Here is a 16318-nt window from a genome sequence, read left to right on the forward strand (position 1 = left end):
TCTAGGCCTCTTCACGTGGGTCTTGACGGTAGCGGTGCTTAGCGATCAATTGCTCGAAGAATGGCACGGTCACTTCCCGGTTCTGGCGCTGCTTGGGGTGAACGGGCGGATTAATGTCGATCAGCTTGAGATGTTTGAGCTGCCGCATCGTCTCGTAAAACTCGCTCTCGGAAAGATCGGTGATTTTCAAGTAATAGTCCAAAGCGCCGGGACGCTCCGAATCGATCGCCTGGGCGATCTTGAAACCCTCTTCGCGCGTCATGAGACCGTTGCGCACATCGACGCACGCCTGGAATGTCGCACGGCCATAACCGCGCTTGAGATAGCAGGTGAAGTCGTGAACGCCGGCCATGATGCATTCCGCGCTCTTGTAGCCTTTGTAAGCACCCTCCATCTCCGTTTCCTTCCAACCGTATTCCTGGCAAATAAATTCGGTCTGGCGCTCCTCGTCCCAAAATATATAGTCGCCAAGGTGAATGCCGTGGATGCCCACCCGTTCAACGTCTTCGAGAGACGGCACGTTGAAAGGATACAGATCGCGTTCGGAAAGGGCGCCGCAGGTCATTTCCTTCGGCGATCGTTTGGCTGAAACCTTTGTAAAATACTCGCGATCGAACTTGTGAACCGGATCTTCATATGAGGCTCTTCCAGAGGATTCCGCGACGGACTCGCCCCAGATGAGTAACGGAATATTGAAACGAACAGCGGCCTGCAGAGGAAAGGCCCCGACGCCGGCGTGGCAATGCCAACAGGCGTCGCCGATCATTCCCAGCGACCGACGAGCGAGCCGGTTCACCAAGCTTCGGTTCGGGGTGAACATGACGTGGTCGACGTCGAACTGCTGCAGCGCGTTCTGAAGATTGTACCAACCCGTCTCGCTGTACCAGTTGTGGCTGAACGTGACCGTCAAAGGCTTCATGCCATAAACTTTGACCAGCACGTGCAATTGGAAGACGCTGTCCTTACCGCCGCTGATCGGGACGATGCAATCGTAATTGTTCCCGGCCTTCGTCTTCGCGTTTTCAAGTAAATTCCGAAGGCGCTTTTCGCGTTCGACCCAATTGATATGGATTTTCTGTTCAGATGACTGACAAGCTTGGCAGATGCCCTGGTCGTCGAATTTTACGCCTTCTTGGGTTTCAGGCATGCAGCAACGCACGCAGTAGCGAAGGCTCTCAAAAGGCGTGGAGGTCGCTGTCTGCATAGAACTTGCTCCTCGTCAATCGCGCGGGCAAAATGCCCCACGCATAGAAATTTACTCCTGGGGCAGGTGCCTGATTTGGATTATGCCCTGATGAGGTAAGCGCAGCGGCGGCGCCCAAGGCGGCAGCGTGCTGAACACTCGCCGACCTGCTCCGAGCGCCAGCGTCAGAGCAAACGATTCAACGCCGATCACTATATCGGCATCTGAAATGGCGGCCGACAAGTCCGGCGCACGGTCGAAACGAATGTATGGATGCCGGTCCGCATACGCTTGGTACTTCTCCGCGGACTCCGAGGGATGGGGCCGCAAGGTGAGAATCGCGTTGGAAGCGGGGGCGAGCAGGGTGAGGCGCGACAAGGCGTAATCGAGCGCCTGGAATTCGCCGGGCGTTCCGTGGCCCCAGTCGCTGCGAACAGGCTCCAGCACGTAAAGGATTCGTTCCTTTCCGGGAGGCGGACCGATACGCGAGAGCTGCTCCCTGACATAGAGATTGGGCCGCCGGAACACTCGCGTTTGCGGAAAAGTTCGCCGCGCAAGCGCCTCCGCTTGGACGTCGGCGACCCATATTTCATTGGGCAACTGACGGAAGCCGTTCCATTCAAATCGCGCCGCGTAGTTGGCCCAATGATCGATGACGCCAATGCTGTGGATTCCCAGGCGCGCGGCCTCGATACGGGCGAGATGCTCGATATCGCTGGCCCAGCCCGTGCCGCTCAACAGCGCGGCGGCGCCGAGCAAAGCAGTCGGCATGTCATCCTGCAAAGGCCGTTCTTGGAAGTAGTTCGCCCACAGCCTGCTGGCAGGTCCGAACATGCAAGCGCGCAGCTCTCCACGCCAGTCCTTGATCCAAGGCAAGATCAGATTGGCCGCGCCGGCGTCATGGCACACCACGGCGAGCGGAGATGGAAGGTCAGGCGTCTTTGAATCGGCCATAGTAGACGATATCCGCGGGCTGCCCCTCGAGCAGTTCCTGCGCCCGGCGGGTCGCCTCCAGGCGCAGACCGGCGCGCTCCATGACCCGAATCATGCCGATGTTGCGCGTGAGCGTGCCGGCTGTGACTTTGCGGATATCCGATCGGGCCAGCAACCAGTTCAGAACCAGCGAGAACGCCTCCAGCCCGAAACCGTTGCCCCAAGCTTCGCGTGCGCCCAGCATCACGCCGACGTCGGCGGTCTGGTGATGTTCGTTACAATACGCCGTCATTGTGCCGATCAAGCGTCCGCTTTCCCGTAGGACGATGGCCAGGAAGTAATTGCTCGAACCTTCAAAGCTCGACAGATAGGTTTGGCAGGTTTCCTCGTCGTGCCGACGAAACCTTTGATTGCTGAACCGAACGACCTCAGGGTCGTTCAGCCAAGCTACATAGGTCGGCTGAATGTCGTCGACCGTGAAGCTCCGCACGAGCAATCGAGGCCCCTCTAGACGCAAGGGAGAAGCGCCGTTGGCGGCGACCGCTCGTTCGACTTCGCGGCTCACGTCATTACCTCGAGCTGGGCACGTCACGACGGCCATTCGAGCCGTCGAAAATTTTCTTCGCTGCGGGCGCGAGACGCTTCCAAGCTACCGCACAACGGGTGAGCATGGGCTCGATCCGTCGAGGACGAGACCCCGCAGGCGTGGTGTTAAAATAGCCTGGCCTCGGATCGCGCATCTATCCGTTAATACCCGTATCGGATGCGGAGCAAATTTTGGGGATGGCCGCGTGAAGGAGTTCTGGTGCAAACAGCGTGAGCAGGCCATGATCCGTGGGCGAAACCAAACGCTAGGTTGATGGGTCAACGGATATCAGGCTGTTGATTTCCACTGAGAGCTGACCGAGACAGAACCCGATCGAAAGTGCATTCGCGACGGTGCGGCCTTATAATTTTTTAGCTCAGAGAAATCGGCGGAGCCCCTCCGGCGGCGGCGGAAGGCGAATAAGCAATCTTCGATGATAGCCCCTCCGGGGACAAAGCACGACCAGCAAAGTCGAGAATATCAGTTCGAAATACAGAGATACTGACTGGTTACAAACGAACCAACGTTCGATCCGCCCCTTATAGGGCATGATGACCTCCTCGTCGAAGCGAATGGGATCGGCCACTTCGGAGAGGAGCTTTTCCTCGTCGCGAAACAGTACCGAGCCGACCCCCGAAAGACCCGGGCGGACCATCGACACATAGACCCGATCCTCCGGTCGATAAGAATTGTAAAATCTCGACGTTTGCGGCCGCGGTCCGATAATGCTCAAGTCGCCCTTGAGAATATTGAGGAGTTGCGGCAATTCGTTGAGCTTGGTGCGACGTAGGAAACGACCGAGCGGGAGAACCCTGGGGTCGTCGGCCAATGTCAGTTCGCCTGCACCGATGCTCGGACTGTCCTTCAGCATCGTCGCAAATTTAAACAGTTCGAACTCTCGGCCTCTCTTTCCAATGCGTCGCTGCCGGAAAAAGACATCGCCCTCTCCCGTAAGCCGCAACGCCAGCATGATCAGCGCCAACAGCGGAGCGAGCAATAGCAGCGCCGAGCCGGAAAGCAGGATGTCCGTCGCTCGGATGAGAACGCGAGTTTGAATTGAGATCTGCGAAACTTTGTGCGTCACGGACGCTCCGAAAGCGAGTCGAGCACCGTTCGAACGTCGCGCTGTACCTGCAATCGGTTGAATTCAAAGAACGCTGCATCTTGATCGGCGAGCCACGATTCCGTTGCGCGTATCGCACGCACACCGTCGGCGAAATGTACCGCGAACTCTGCGTTCTGATCGCCTATAGGCGATGAACAAAAGCTACGCGCGAGGATTACGCCAACGGATCCCAACCGATAGTGTTCAGCGAGAATATGCTCGGCAGGCGGAATGAGCTCGCCGATGCGCGCCATCCCGCCAATTCCGAAGGCCACTCCTGTCGCCTGGATCTCGCGCGCCAATGCATCCATGGAGCCGTCGGCGAGAAATTCGAACATGAATCGTGTCTTGCGCTCGATGTGCAAATCGTTGAGCCCGACATGGACGTAGTCGACACCCGGCGCCTGCAGAATTTTGTCTACGTCCCGGACAGCGTCCACCGTTTCGAGCAACAACCAAGCCTCGACGCGACCGCCGACGAGTCCGACGAAACGACAGACCTCATCTTTCGTCTTGAAAAACGGCAGCATCACCGCGTCCGCCCCGGCGGCGATCGCGCTGTCGACTTCACCTTCGCTCCACTCGCCGAGCGGGTTGACGCGGACGAGCAACCTCGATCTCGTCAGCACCTGTCGAATCCCCTCGATGTCTTCGATTGTGTGCGCCGAAATGACGGTATTCCGACCGATCTGACGGAGATTCTTGCCGCGATATTCGAGGTCGACGAAAATCCAATCCACGCCCGCCGCTTCTGCGATCAGGGCGACACGGGGGTCTTTGGTGATATAGAGCAATCGGATCGACATGTAATACGTTTTTCGGGCTGATTGACTCGGGCGAGAGGATTCCCGGGACGAATCGAAAGCAATTAGGCTGTGTCGCTATGAATCGCTGGAGGCGGGTCATGGCGACGATAGCTGCGCATTTGAGCGTCGATGTGTTGCGTGAACGGTAACAACGCAGAGCTGGCCAAAAATCGCCAAGCCGAAGTAATCAGCCGGTAACCGTACAAGAACCACCGCGCGAGATGTCGCGATCGAGCGTCGTCTCCTCGGCCTCGAGAGGCCAAGGGCGACGACGCTAATGGAACACCACAGCCTTCATGCGAAGGCATATGACTGAAATACGTCTTCGTACGTTTCTCGTCGCTTTATGATCCGGTATGAAACTCCGTCTGGATCAGGCTCCAGGATCGCGACATTCGGCAGAATAAACGGCGGCTTCATCACAACGGAGTAGGAGCCGACGTCCTCGAACACCACATAATCGCCCACAGACAGCCGTCCGGTGTAGCCTTTGTAGAGATAGTCACCTTCGATACATGTATAGCCCGCAAAATTCGCTCTCTCCACCAAGTGCTCGCCCTCGGTGGCGGAGAATACCGTGATCGGCACGTTCTTACGATTCGGCGTCGGATTAATGTTGTACAAGCTTCCGCTGAGCGTCACGATGGATTGGCCGCGAACGTCCTTTATACTATTGACAGCGCAAACGAACCTCATAGCATCCGCGACCAGAGCGGTGCCAGGCTCGACCATCAGAACCGGAGAAGGGTTTTTGCCCAGACCGCGTAAGAACTCTGCGAAGGGCTTCGCCGCTGCGACGGCGTAGTCGTCGAACTCCGGAATGGGGACCGGAAACTGCGCCATCATCTCCGGCGGCATTCGCCCATACATTCCGCCGCCGAGGCTGACGAATTCGAAGCTCGCCACGCGGTTACGAAAGAGTCGATCGATGACGCCGATCATGCCTTTCGTTCGGTTCTCCCAGCACGCCAGGCTGCGGGTCGCGAAATGACACTGAAGACCCGTCAACGCGAGCGACGGATTGGCGTCGATGAGCGAAATCGCGTCCGTGAACGCCGCTCCATGCACATCGAAACCCAAACGTGAAAGGACACCATCCTGGACGTCGAAGTTGCAGCGCAGACCGAGCTTGAATGGCGCCCCACGGATTCCATCCGTCATTCGACGGATCGCACATAACTCGTCCCAGGAATCAACATTGACGATTCCGCCGCCTTCGAGCAATGATTTCACATAGGCCAGCTCTTTGTAGGGGCCGTTGAAGAATATTTTCTCATCGGGAACGCCGATCTGTCGAGCTAAAGTCAGCTCCATGCTGGAGACGACCTCGGCGAAGCCGCCCAACTGATCGATGATCTGGCAAAACCTCGGCACATAGTTGGTCTTGTAGGAGTAGGCGACCCTCGTGCTAGGATAGTAGCTGCGAAAGGCCGCGCTGAGAGCTTCGAAATTTTGGCGGAAGCGCGAAGAATCCAGAAGATAGAAAGTCGACCCATGCTCTGCCGCTATGCGATCCAAAAGCTCATAGGACAATTTCATCGGCCGCGCGCCTCCAGCTCGTTTTGACTGCGGGAACCGGCTTTCGTGCGGTTCACTGCCGTTCGCCAGTCCGGGTAGCGCCCGTCCGCGCCCGAAGCCACCGCGAGATAGCGGCGCAGCATATCGACCGTGAGAGGCCCCGGCTCGCCTCGACCCACTTCGAAGCGGTCGACAGATACGATCGGGGAAATTTCGGCGGCGCTTCCACAGAGAAAGATCTCATCGGCGAGATAGAGCTCCGTGCGATCGATCGTTCGTTCTCGCACCCCGATTCCGATATCGCGAGCCATGCGGATTACCGTGTCACGTGTGATGCTGTCGAGAACGGAGGAGGTAGTCGGCGGAGTGATCAGCTCGCCTGACCGGACCATGAAGAGACAGGCGCCGGCGCCTTCGGCAACCTTGCGATCCGCTCCGAGAAAAATCGGAAGATCGTAGCCGTCCCGACGCGCCTGCAGATGAGCGAAGCGCCCATTTATATAGTTTGCGCCGACCTTTGCGCGGGGGGGAAGCACATTGTCGTTGATCCGTTCCCAGGACGACACGCATGCTGCGAATTTCGGGATTTTGCGCAGGTCGGTGCGCGCCCTGGGCATTGGAGCGATAAACATCGAAATCGGCTCGCAAGAGCTCCAAGAGCCTTCGCCATCGCCAAATAGCGTAAGTCGTACCGCTGTGTCGCAGAGAAAGTCATTCGCCTCGATCGCATGTCTGAAGCTGCGTTCGATTTCCGCCACGGAGTAAGGCGATTTGAAACTCACTATGCGTGAAGACTGCAACAGGCGATGCAAGTGATCCCGCAGCCTGAAGGCGTAGAGCACGCCATCTTCTGCGTTCCAATAGCAACGGATGCCTTCGAAAACGTTCAATCCGAACTGCGCCGCGGGAGACAGAACATTCACGAACGCCTGGCTCTGCCGAACGATCTCTCCGCGCAGCCAGATGAAGTTGTCCGCCATCACATTCCTCTGCAATTTTGTGGGCGCGCCGCCCCAGATCGCCTCTGCCCTCCAGAGGACGCCGCGACATCCGCCACACACATCGGTCAGCCCTTCGTGAGCGTCAACCAAGTGTGCGTCGTCCTCAAATCCTCAGGGGAGAAGCGCGCAAATTGCTCGGCGATTTGAAAGGGCGGCGGCGTTGTGAAACTCGTCTGCCTTTCGATCACAAATCCATAACGAGCGAATATTTCGACGTATTGACTGCTGAGGAGACGATTTTGGTGGAGCAGTGGCGGGTTGAAACGCCTCCATCTGCGTTCGTCGTATCTCAGATAGTTGAGGTCATGTAATGATGCGTCGGAATCGGACCAGTGATCCTTATGTGCGATATGATGGGTCGAAACCCCACCATGGCGCAAAACTCTGTGCAACTCCGACGCCAATCGTTCGACTTGCCCCGAGGGCACGTGCTCGAGCACGGACGTCGATGTAATCAAATCGAAGGAGTTGTCCTGAAAGGGAAGGTCCGGTGGATCGTAAACAATGTATTCGACGCCAAGCTCGGACAAGGAGCCTGCGTCGACACGAAGCAATATATCATTTTGCAGTCGCTCGGAGGCGAGCGGCTTGATGTCCGCGGCCGTCACTGCTCTCCCTCTGGCCGCCATCAGAATTGGGATGGCCAAGTCCGATCCAGACCCTAGGTCCAATACTGCAACGGGAGGGCGTCCGACGATCCTTATGTATGATGAGAGGTGCTTTTGCGCGATCGCTCTGCGCGCTGCAAGCTGGGTGTCCGAGATCGGAAGAGACTTGGTGACATAGAGTTGCATGTAGCGATTTAGCTCGACCGAGCCAGGCGTCATGGACAAGGCCCACTGAACAGCGCTCTTGAGCTTGAAATTCATGAGGCGACCTATCGATCATAAACCGGAACGAGCAGATGCGTTTTTAGACTTCCACACTCGCAATAGGTTTCCACGATATGGGCACATCTCATCTATGAACAAATCGAACATAGCGCTACTGCTTATCGCCTCCATGTTAGAAGCTCCGTAACACAAAAGCCAAACCGGCCTCTCTTCATGCTCCCGCGATTTCATCGTATTAAATATATTTTCCAAGACGGAAGCATATATGTCTAGATCAAACGGATTGAATAAAAAGAAGAAATTGAAATTTTCATACCTGTCAAATTCCACCGCATCCTGATGTATAATTTCTACACGATGCTCCAGATTCAGAGTTGTTACATTTTTCCGCGCAATATCGACGAGCCACGACTCGACTTCGACGCCTGCGATCTTCTTGAACGGGAAATCCGCCGCATAACACACAACGCCGCCTTTCCCGCATCCAATATCCAAGAATTCATCCTCGGGCGAGATCGGAATCCGTCGTAGGATATTCGTCAGCGCATTTCGCGACGTCAATGCGTAACCATGGTTCCCCGGCGCCATGATCCTCGTCGTTTTAGCACGCATCGAAAAGTCCAGACCTCGAGGCTTTTCGAGGAACGCCCATGTCAAAAAATACTCCAAGTAACGGAGAAATCGTTTGGACAAACGAATTGCTCTTCGCATCCGTCTGGCTCCTTTGGACCAATGCCACGCCGGTATTCTCGTTCATCGCGATCGCCACTCGTGCGATGAAATATTATTCGTGTGGATCAGCGAACTCTATTGTATTTTCAACCTGAAGATCGATTCCGCAGGCCGCAGAGGAAAGGTCTCAAATAGTGGTTGGCGACGCCAGCAAGTACATAGCTGGACAGAACCCTGCACCGCGGAACGAAGGATACCTCGTTGAGGGAAAGCACTTTGTTCAAATAGTTCAATTGAACCCACTTGTTTTTTGTGGATCCCCCGGTCGAATAGACAACCAACGGAGTGCTTATCGAAAGGAAGCGGAAATCAGGAGACTTGGTCAGTCGATGCCAAAAATCGATATCTTGAGCAAATCGGATATTCCTGAAGCGGTGCGAACCGAGAAGCTCGCGGGTGATCAGAATCGTCGACGTCCCCAAGCCTCGCTTTAGAAATACGTCGTGTTGACCGTCGGAGAGCGACGCTGGCGGCCGAATGACGACCCTCCCCTTGTCGAACGTGTAGCCGGTCGCGATAAAGGTGGCGCCGGCGCGCACGGCGGCGACCTGAACCGCTAGCTTTCCTGGAAGCCAAAAATCGTCCGCATCGAGAAAGGCGATGAGTTCTCCATCCGCCATATCGAGCCCGATGTTGCGCGCGCCGCCCGGCCCTTTGGACCCGACATTCGGGACGACAAGCACACGTCCACCGTCCTTCCGCCCGAGCTGCGCATAAATTTCGGCCTCTTGAAACGGTCCATCGTTACAGATTACGACCGACAGGTCGTCCACAGCGTTTGCATTCGCAAACACGGAATTGACTGCTCGAGCAATCAACGCGATTTCTTTATGAAACGGGACAACGACGGTCAATCGCACAATTCGATCCTCACCAACGCGTCGCGCGAACCGTCAGGGCGCTCAGGAGCGCAAACCGCCCGACGAACAAGGCTGACAAGACACCGAGGGCGGCAATATAATCCGCACCAATGACACGCAGGCCCGTTAGGATAGCGAGCACTGCAATGACGAATGCGGCCTCCCATAGGGTCAATTGCAAAATGTCGTGATTCCAGAAAATGATCTCCCTGATGACCATGCAAAAGGCCAGACTGAGCTGACAGATCAGAATGAATGGAATCAGCCCGTATTTGTCGATCGACCGTCCTGAGTATTGATCTAGAACTACAAAACAGAGCGTGACGCCGACGAAGGAGCTCACACCGACAATTGCATACATATTCCGGCTGAAAACAAGCTCTTGAATTTTAAATTTAGATTGAAGTATATCTCTGCGTCGTAGGCTATAAAAAAAGTACTCAACTGCATTTTGTACAATAGACAGACATGACACCAGCAACACGAACAACGCCATATCCGACTGATTATAGATCATCACCACGATCCGATCCATGTATGCAATCGGCGCAGTGACTGCGGACAATATCCAGAAATTCGTCTGTTCGCGGCTCGCTCGCCAACCGTCGAGCAGCATCGACCATCGGCTGGGAAAATACAGCCACCGAAAGTGTCCTCCATATGGAATTAGATTGCCGAGCGCTAGCGCCGCCACGGCGCCGGTCGCCGCTCGCTCGTTTGAGGCCACGGCGCAGACGACCCCCACTCCGAGCACCTGAATGAGGGCTTTGAACAAAATCTTGCGCCCCCATTCCGCGCGCGCGCCAGAGAAAATCAGGAATCTTTGCGATTCATCGGCGAGACGTTCCGAGGCGAAATAGGCTACGACGACGCACGCCAGAAGAAACTGGCCGTTCTGCCAACGCATATATAAACTTATCGGAATTGCAGCTAAGACTATCTGACATACGACTGCATTTACATAAGAACGATAGCTTAGTTTTAGACCTGGCTGCTTTCGCTCGCCGAAGTATAGCTTATAGAAAACACGATGGCTATTGAATCCAGAAGCCGCCATGGCGAGATTGACGACGACAAGCACCACGGCGATGAGCGATGCTGTCGAATTGCCGATCAGTTGATTGACGACCAGCAATATTGCCGGCTTAGAGCCTAGCGCCGCTGTGCGCCCCAGAACATAGCTCCCCTCCACCTCAAGCTTGGAGATGATCGCAGGAAAAGCAATGTTCATGAATCAAAGGCCTCGCCGCCACGCCAAGATCGACCATCACAAACGAACGCATCTCTCAGCGCAAGGGATTCCCGCCCGGTAATTCGCGTCAGATCGCGAGTCCGACTTCGCGACACGATCAAAGGTCCGAATGGCTTTCAAATTACCTTGGCGCGAAGTCGCTCGACATCCTCTGCATCGCGTCGGACATCCGGCGCCGCTTCTCTCGAACCATATCCCAAAGCCACCCATCCGATGGCGGTGACAACCATTGGATCGAAAATCAACAAAAAATCCACGGGCGAATCGAAAAAAATCGACGTGAATTCGAGCAGCACGGACTCGCCCACCCAGCTCAGCCGCCCTGCTGTTGATTTCCACTGAGAGCTGACCCAGGCAGCACGGGTTTTTCCACCGAGAACTGACCCATGTTCGAACCTTTCCCCCTCGACCGTCGCGGGGGACCTGGGAGTGATCGACATGGAGTTATTGAGCGTCATCCGACGCTGGCGATATCGGCAGGAGTTCTCGATCCGAGAGATCGCGCGACGCACGGGGCTGTCGCGCAATACCGTGCGCAAATACCTGCGCTCGGACAGCGTCGAGCCGCGGTTCGCCACGCCCGATCGACCGAGCCGGCTCGACCCGTTCGCCGACAAGCTGGCGCACATGCTGCGTCACGAGGCCGCAAAGTCGCGCAAGCAGAAGCGGACGGTCAAACAGTTGCACGCGGATCTGGTCGCCCTCGGCTACGACGGCTCCTACAATCGCGTGGCGGCCTTCGCGCGGGAGTGGAGGGCGGCGCGGCATCGGGAGCAGCAGACCTGCGGGCGCGGCGCGTTCGTGCCGCTGACGTTTCTACCCGGCGAGGCGTTCCAGTTCGACTGGTCGGAGGATTGGGCGATCATCGCGGGCGAGCGGACGAAGTTGCAGGTCGCCCAGTTCAAGCTCTCCTACAGCCGCGCGTTCTTCCTCCGCGCCTACCCGCAACAGACGCATGAGATGCTGTTCGACGCTCACAATCACGCCTTCCGCGTGCTGGGCGGCGTGCCCCGGCGAGGCATTTACGACAATATGAGCACGGCGATCGACAAGGTCGGGCGCGGCAAAGAGCGCCAGGTCAACGCCCGCTTCGCCGCCATGGTCAGCCATTTCCTGTTCGAGGCCGCATTCTGCAATCCGGCCTCCGGCTGGGAAAAGGGGCAAATCGAGAAGAACGTTCAGGACGCTCGTCACCGCCTCTGGCAGCCGATCCCGAGCTTTCCGTCGCTGGCGGCGCTCAACGACTGGCTGGAGGCGCGATGCCGCGAGCTGTGGGCCGAGATTCCGCACAGCGCGCAGCCGGGGACGATCGCGGACGCTTGGCGCGAGGAGGTTCCGCAGCTGATGCAGCCTCCGCGGCCATTCGACGGCTTCGTCGAACACACCAAGCGGGTCACGCCGACGTGCCTGATCCATCTGGAGCGCAATCGCTACAGCGTGCCGGCCTCGTTCGCCAATCGCCCCGTCAGCGTGCGGGTCTACCCCGAGCGCGTCGTCGTCGCCGCCGAGGGGCAGATCGTGTGCGAGCACGCCCGCGTCTTCGCCCGTTCGCATAACGACAAGAGCGTGACGGTCTACGACTGGCGGCATTATCTCTCCGTCATCCAGCGCAAGCCGGGCGCGCTGCGCAACGGCGCGCCCTTCGCCGAACTGCCGGTCGCCTTACGGACGCTGCAACAGCGCATGCTCGAGAAGCCGGGCGGCGACCGTGAGATGGTCGAGATTTTGGCTCTGGTCCTACAGCACGACGAGCAGGCCGTGCTGACCGCCGTCGAACTGGCGTTGGCGGCCGGCGCGCCGACCAAGACGCACATCTTGAACCTGTTGCATCGCCTGGTGGACGGCAAGCCGGTCGACGCGCCGCCCGTGAAGCCGCCCAATGCGCTGACGCTCACCACCGAGCCGCAGGCCAATGTCGAGCGNTACGACGCGCTGCGCAAAGGTCGGGAGGCGCGCCATGCGTCATAATCCTGCCGCCGGCGCCATCGTCATCATGCTGCGCAGTCTCAAAATGCACGGCATGGCGCAAGCCGTCAGCGAGCTGACCGAGCAAGGCTCCCCGGCCTTCGAGGCGGCGCTGCCGATCCTGTCGCAACTCTTGAAGGCGGAAACCGCCGACCGGGAGGTGAGATCGATCGCCTACCAGCTCAAATCCGCGCGGTTCCCGAACTATCGCGATCTCGCCGGCTTCGACTTCGCCAGCAGTGAGGTCAACGAGGCGCTCGCGCGCCAGCTTCATCGCTGCGAGTTCCTCGAAGATGCGCATAACGCCGTCCTGGTCGGGGGACCTGGCACGGGCAAGACGCATCTGGCGACAGCAATCGGCGTCCAGGCGATCCAGCATCACAGAAAGCGCGTGCGGTTCTTCTCCACCGTCGAGCTCGTCAACGCGCTCGAAACTGAAAAGCACCAAGGCAAGTCGGGCCAAGTCGCGGCGCGGCTCGTTCATTCCGATCTCGTCATCCTCGATGAGCTCGGCTACCTGCCGTTCAGCGGCTCCGGCGGGGCGCTGCTGTTCCATCTGCTGAGCAAGCTCTACGAGCGGACCAGCGTCATCATCACGACGAATCTGAGCTTCGGCGAATGGGCCGCCGTCTTCGGGGACGCCAAGATGACGACGGCTCTGCTCGATCGCCTCACTCACCGCTGCCACATCCTCGAAACCGGGAACGACAGCTTCCGGTTCAAGGACAGCTCGGCGACGGCGGACAAACCTGCAAAGGAGAAGACCAAAACTTGACGACCGACTGACCCGCAAGCCATCTTCAACCCGGGTCAATTCTCAATGGAAATCCTGGGTCAAATCTCGACGGAAATCGACAGCCCTGCCATTCGCTGTCGCAATCGCTTCTGTATGCCATTGTACACCGCCAGATAAGCCGTCAGCGCAAACGGCGCGAGCCAAACCGGAAATGCGATGAGAAAGCTGGCGATCAATCCGGGCGACGAGCCTTCACGCTCACTGAGCGGGTAACGGTTGATAAGATTGTAGTTCAGGCGTCCGAGCGATCCGTTGAGGGGACGCTCGCTCGGCATCCAGCCGCCAATCAACGTCGAGAACCGAAACCAGGCGTTGCCGAGCGGCGCCATCAGATGATCGAATTGACCGCCGACATCGACATCGACGAATTCATGAACCGCCACCACGAGGGAGTACCAATGCACCGAAAGCCTGCCGATCAGGTACTCGGCGAACGCGCCTTTTCCCCCCGCCTCCATTTCCGCGATCACGTCCAGAGGAGCTACGTCTCTCTTGATCGCATCGCCGATCACATAGGCGCCGGCTCCTAGGATGACCGTGACCACAGCAAAGAGCAGCTTCCGAACTGTGATACCTTCGAAGACGGCAACGCTCGCTCCGTCGCTAACGCGGAACAACCAACGCCTCAAGGTATCGGGAGCCAAAAACGCGACGCAAGCCAATAGCACCGAAACCATTGGACCGATGCCCGTCGCCGTGAGCGACAAACATGCGATCACCAACACCAAAATGACGCGAACAGAAAACGGCCGCGCGACGTAGCGGAAAAAAATCAGAATGAACAACAGCATCTCGACGAAATTCGGGGCCAGGACATACAGCAAGGTCGTCAGATCCAACGACGACGAGAGCGCCTCTCCCGAGTAACGCCATCTCGCAAGCCCCAGCGCCGCACCCGTGATCCCGACGCCGAGCACGATCGACAAGAATACGATCAGCGCGGGCGCCGGAAGGTTCCATGCGGATGGGAGCACGCGAGGGAGAGAACGAGGGCCTATGGTCAAAAATTCAAAATCAAAAGCGAAGGCTCCAACGATCCCCAAGAGCAGGACAGCGTAGAGCCAACTGAATACGCCATTGCTCGGATTGAGATATATTTCCGATTCGTATCCAGTGAGAAAATTCAGCGCAGCGGGCGCTATATACGTATATAGCAAATATAGAAGCAGAACAGGATTCGCGAGACGGATCGTTTTCATGACGCGCCTTCTATGAGCCAACGCAGTTTCCGCATCCTCGCTTCCGCGCCTGTTCGGGAGACGTGAGGGAGTCACGCGAGTTCACGGTCGATCACGTCGAATATGTTTTCCTCCCCGCACGGAGGCGCAGAACGGCGCCTCGTCGAATTCGAATACCGCTTCAACTGACGATACGATCTCTGATTTTCAGGCATACGCAGGAGAGCTGTCGTCGAACTCATCAGCGATGTAAAATTCCGCGCCGAAATCGAAATCGTGCCCGATCAAAAATCCGCCGCTTGATTCACGCGGTCGCCCGCCTTCGGGCATAGCTCCTCGCCCATCGCGTTCCACACTTTTCGAAACGCCTCGATCACGAGTTGGACGTCCTCGGTCGGAAACTCGTGCATGCACAGATTGAGCCCCAAAAAAGTCTTTCCATGCAGCTCCTCGGCTACCGGACATAGGCCCGGACCATATTGGATATCATTCGAGCAATAGGACGAACTCCAAGGGAAGCCCTTCGAGCCGTAAGCGATCTTGTTGCGGAAGAGGGGCAGCAGATGGAGGTTCTGATAGCCTTCGAAGACCGGCGCGCCTTCCGCGCGCAGCGCGGCGGCGATTGCTTCACGCGACACATCGAGGCAGTCGATATCCAATGTGACGCCGTAGACGTAATAGACATGCGTCGCTCCCTCGGCGACCGTCGGGGTCGTCAATCCCCGAAGACCTGCAAGACCGTCGTTCAGCTGTCGTGCGATGCGCTGACGACTCTCGACACGCCGCGCGAGCTTCGAGAGCTGAATGGAAGCGATCGCGGCTTCGATCTCGCCCATTCGAAAGTTGAACCCCAGCATATTGGCGAGCTCTAGCGGATCGTCAGTGTCGACCACCGCTTCCGCGTGGTTGCGGATGAGACGGAGGCGCTGCGCCAACCTGTCGTCATTCGTCACCAGCACGCCGCCTTCGCCGCAATGGATATGCTTATGATAATTCAAGCTGAAGCCACCGATATCCGCGAGCGTTCCGGCATAGGAGTCTCCCACTCTGGCGCCGGGGGCTTGCGCGGTGTCGCTCAGAAGTGCGAGTTGATACTTGTCCGCCAGCTTCCGAAGCGCCGCCATATTGGCCGATTGCCCGAAGATGTCCACCGCCATGATCGCTCTCGTCCTAGAGGTGATCAGCCTTTCGACGTTCCGCGGACAAATGTTGAACGTTTGCGGATCGATGTCGGCAAAGACCGGAATACCGTTCCAGTGCAGAATTGCTGTGGCGGTAGCCGCCATCGTCCATGGCGTCGTGATGACCTCATCGCCAGGGTCCAAGCTGATCGCGCCAACTGCGGCGATCAGACCCGAGGTCCAAGAGTTCACAGCAATCGCATGCTCGACTCCGAAATGGCGCGCTGCTTCCGATTCGAACCGTCGGACATTGGGACCGCCCAAGAAGCCGGGTCCCGATGCACCGATGTAGGCGGACAAGACGCCGCCACGGACAACATCGCAAGCCACGGCCACTTCGTCCTCACCAATGCTCTCGAAGCGCGCTAGAGGCCGGTCGATCACCGGCG

The 16318-nt window shown here is 57.5% G+C and carries 16 protein-coding genes; 2 read left to right on the forward strand and 14 right to left on the reverse strand.

Annotated elements, in window-relative coordinates; translation table 11 throughout:
* Position 1 precedes the first annotated feature (1 nt).
* The 12 genes from METLW4_RS0120840 to METLW4_RS28030 form a co-directional block, all read right to left on the reverse strand.
* On the reverse strand, positions 2–1204 hold the full coding sequence (locus METLW4_RS0120840; RefSeq protein WP_083919343.1) for an N-acetyl sugar amidotransferase: 1203 nt from the start codon (positions 1202–1204) through the stop codon (positions 2–4).
* Positions 1205–1255: 51 nt separating this feature from the next.
* Complete coding sequence (locus tag METLW4_RS0120845; protein ID WP_018268170.1) at positions 1256–2137, reverse strand: hypothetical protein; 882 nt, start codon at positions 2135–2137, stop codon at positions 1256–1258.
* A complete protein-coding gene (locus tag METLW4_RS0120850; RefSeq protein WP_198290233.1) occupies positions 2115–2681 on the reverse strand; it encodes a GNAT family N-acetyltransferase in 567 nt (188 codons plus the stop codon). Before METLW4_RS0120850 ends, METLW4_RS0120845 begins: the two co-directional genes overlap by 23 nt.
* A 397-nt stretch (positions 2682–3078) precedes the next feature.
* Positions 3079–3786: a sugar transferase gene (locus METLW4_RS0120855; RefSeq protein ID WP_018268172.1), complete on the reverse strand. Its 708-nt coding sequence runs from the start codon at positions 3784–3786 to the stop codon at positions 3079–3081.
* Positions 3783–4613 carry an aldolase/citrate lyase family protein gene (locus METLW4_RS0120860; RefSeq protein ID WP_018268173.1) on the reverse strand — a complete coding sequence of 277 codons (831 nt, stop codon included), beginning with the start codon at positions 4611–4613 and terminating at the stop codon, positions 3783–3785. The genes METLW4_RS0120855 and METLW4_RS0120860 overlap by 4 nt, the downstream gene beginning before the upstream one ends.
* Positions 4614–4907: 294 nt before the next feature.
* The gene (locus METLW4_RS0120865) at positions 4908–6152 is read right to left on the reverse strand and encodes an alanine racemase (protein WP_018268174.1); all 1245 of its coding nucleotides are present in this window, start codon (positions 6150–6152) and stop codon (positions 4908–4910) included.
* On the reverse strand, positions 6149–7111 hold the full coding sequence (locus tag METLW4_RS0120870) for an aminotransferase class IV (protein ID WP_018268175.1): 963 nt from the start codon (positions 7109–7111) through the stop codon (positions 6149–6151). The genes METLW4_RS0120865 and METLW4_RS0120870 overlap by 4 nt, the downstream gene beginning before the upstream one ends.
* 86 nt (positions 7112–7197) lie before the next feature.
* Positions 7198–8001: a class I SAM-dependent methyltransferase gene (locus METLW4_RS26685; protein WP_018268176.1), complete on the reverse strand. Its 804-nt coding sequence runs from the start codon at positions 7999–8001 to the stop codon at positions 7198–7200.
* Between the two features lie 15 nt (positions 8002–8016).
* Entirely contained in the window at positions 8017–8676 is a 660-nt protein-coding gene (locus METLW4_RS27170) for an SAM-dependent methyltransferase (protein WP_083919345.1), read from the reverse strand.
* A 107-nt stretch (positions 8677–8783) separates the two neighbouring features.
* Entirely contained in the window at positions 8784–9551 is a 768-nt protein-coding gene (locus METLW4_RS26690) for a glycosyltransferase family 2 protein (RefSeq protein WP_051079702.1), read from the reverse strand.
* 16 nt (positions 9552–9567) lie between these two features.
* Entirely contained in the window at positions 9568–10788 is a 1221-nt protein-coding gene (locus tag METLW4_RS0120890; protein WP_018268179.1) for a hypothetical protein, read from the reverse strand.
* 137 nt (positions 10789–10925) lie between these two features.
* Positions 10926–11249: a hypothetical protein gene (locus METLW4_RS28030; RefSeq protein WP_157235546.1), complete on the reverse strand. Its 324-nt coding sequence runs from the start codon at positions 11247–11249 to the stop codon at positions 10926–10928.
* On the opposite strand from METLW4_RS28030, the gene istA reads away from it, so the two are divergent.
* Positions 11248–12777 (forward strand): IS21 family transposase, encoded by a 1530-nt coding sequence (gene istA / locus METLW4_RS0120900; RefSeq protein ID WP_157234838.1) that lies wholly within the window; start codon positions 11248–11250, stop codon positions 12775–12777. The genes METLW4_RS28030 and istA overlap by 2 nt on opposite strands.
* Positions 12767–13549, forward strand: a complete 783-nt coding sequence (gene istB, locus METLW4_RS0120905) for an IS21-like element helper ATPase IstB (RefSeq protein ID WP_018264842.1) — start codon at positions 12767–12769, stop codon at positions 13547–13549. Before istA ends, istB begins: the two co-directional genes overlap by 11 nt.
* Before the next feature lie 59 nt (positions 13550–13608).
* On the opposite strand, the gene METLW4_RS0120910 is transcribed toward istB, so the two are convergent.
* Together METLW4_RS0120910 and METLW4_RS25660 are read right to left on the reverse strand one after the other, a co-directional pair.
* The gene (locus METLW4_RS0120910; protein WP_043333301.1) at positions 13609–14769 is read right to left on the reverse strand and encodes a hypothetical protein; all 1161 of its coding nucleotides are present in this window, start codon (positions 14767–14769) and stop codon (positions 13609–13611) included.
* Between the two features lie 263 nt (positions 14770–15032).
* Positions 15033–16313, reverse strand: a complete 1281-nt coding sequence (locus METLW4_RS25660; protein ID WP_198290234.1) for a DegT/DnrJ/EryC1/StrS family aminotransferase — start codon at positions 16311–16313, stop codon at positions 15033–15035.
* Positions 16314–16318 lie beyond the last annotated feature (5 nt).

Source organism: Methylosinus sp. LW4 (genome assembly GCF_000379125.1).
In the GTDB taxonomy this organism is placed as follows: domain Bacteria; phylum Pseudomonadota; class Alphaproteobacteria; order Rhizobiales; family Beijerinckiaceae; genus Methylosinus.

Bases quoted from the DNA above. Each gene is read 5' to 3' on its own strand.
- METLW4_RS0120840 (WP_083919343.1), bottom strand. From the start codon at position 1,204: ATGCAGACAGCGACCTCCACGCCTTTTGAGAGCCTTCGCTACTGCGTG.
- METLW4_RS0120845 (WP_018268170.1), bottom strand. From the start codon at position 2,137: ATGGCCGATTCAAAGACGCCTGACCTTCCATCTCCGCTCGCCGTGGTG.
- METLW4_RS0120860 (WP_018268173.1), bottom strand. From the start codon at position 4,613: ATGTCGATCCGATTGCTCTATATCACCAAAGACCCCCGTGTCGCCCTG.
- METLW4_RS0120865 (WP_018268174.1), bottom strand. From the start codon at position 6,152: ATGAAATTGTCCTATGAGCTTTTGGATCGCATAGCGGCAGAGCATGGG.
- METLW4_RS0120870 (WP_018268175.1), bottom strand. From the start codon at position 7,111: ATGGCGGACAACTTCATCTGGCTGCGCGGAGAGATCGTTCGGCAGAGC.
- METLW4_RS26685 (WP_018268176.1), bottom strand. From the start codon at position 8,001: ATGAATTTCAAGCTCAAGAGCGCTGTTCAGTGGGCCTTGTCCATGACG.
- METLW4_RS27170 (WP_083919345.1), bottom strand. From the start codon at position 8,676: ATGCGAAGAGCAATTCGTTTGTCCAAACGATTTCTCCGTTACTTGGAG.
- METLW4_RS0120890 (WP_018268179.1), bottom strand. From the start codon at position 10,788: ATGAACATTGCTTTTCCTGCGATCATCTCCAAGCTTGAGGTGGAGGGG.
- METLW4_RS28030 (WP_157235546.1), bottom strand. From the start codon at position 11,249: ATGTCGATCACTCCCAGGTCCCCCGCGACGGTCGAGGGGGAAAGGTTC.
- istB (WP_018264842.1), top strand. From the start codon at position 12,767: ATGCGTCATAATCCTGCCGCCGGCGCCATCGTCATCATGCTGCGCAGT.
- METLW4_RS0120910 (WP_043333301.1), bottom strand. From the start codon at position 14,769: ATGAAAACGATCCGTCTCGCGAATCCTGTTCTGCTTCTATATTTGCTA.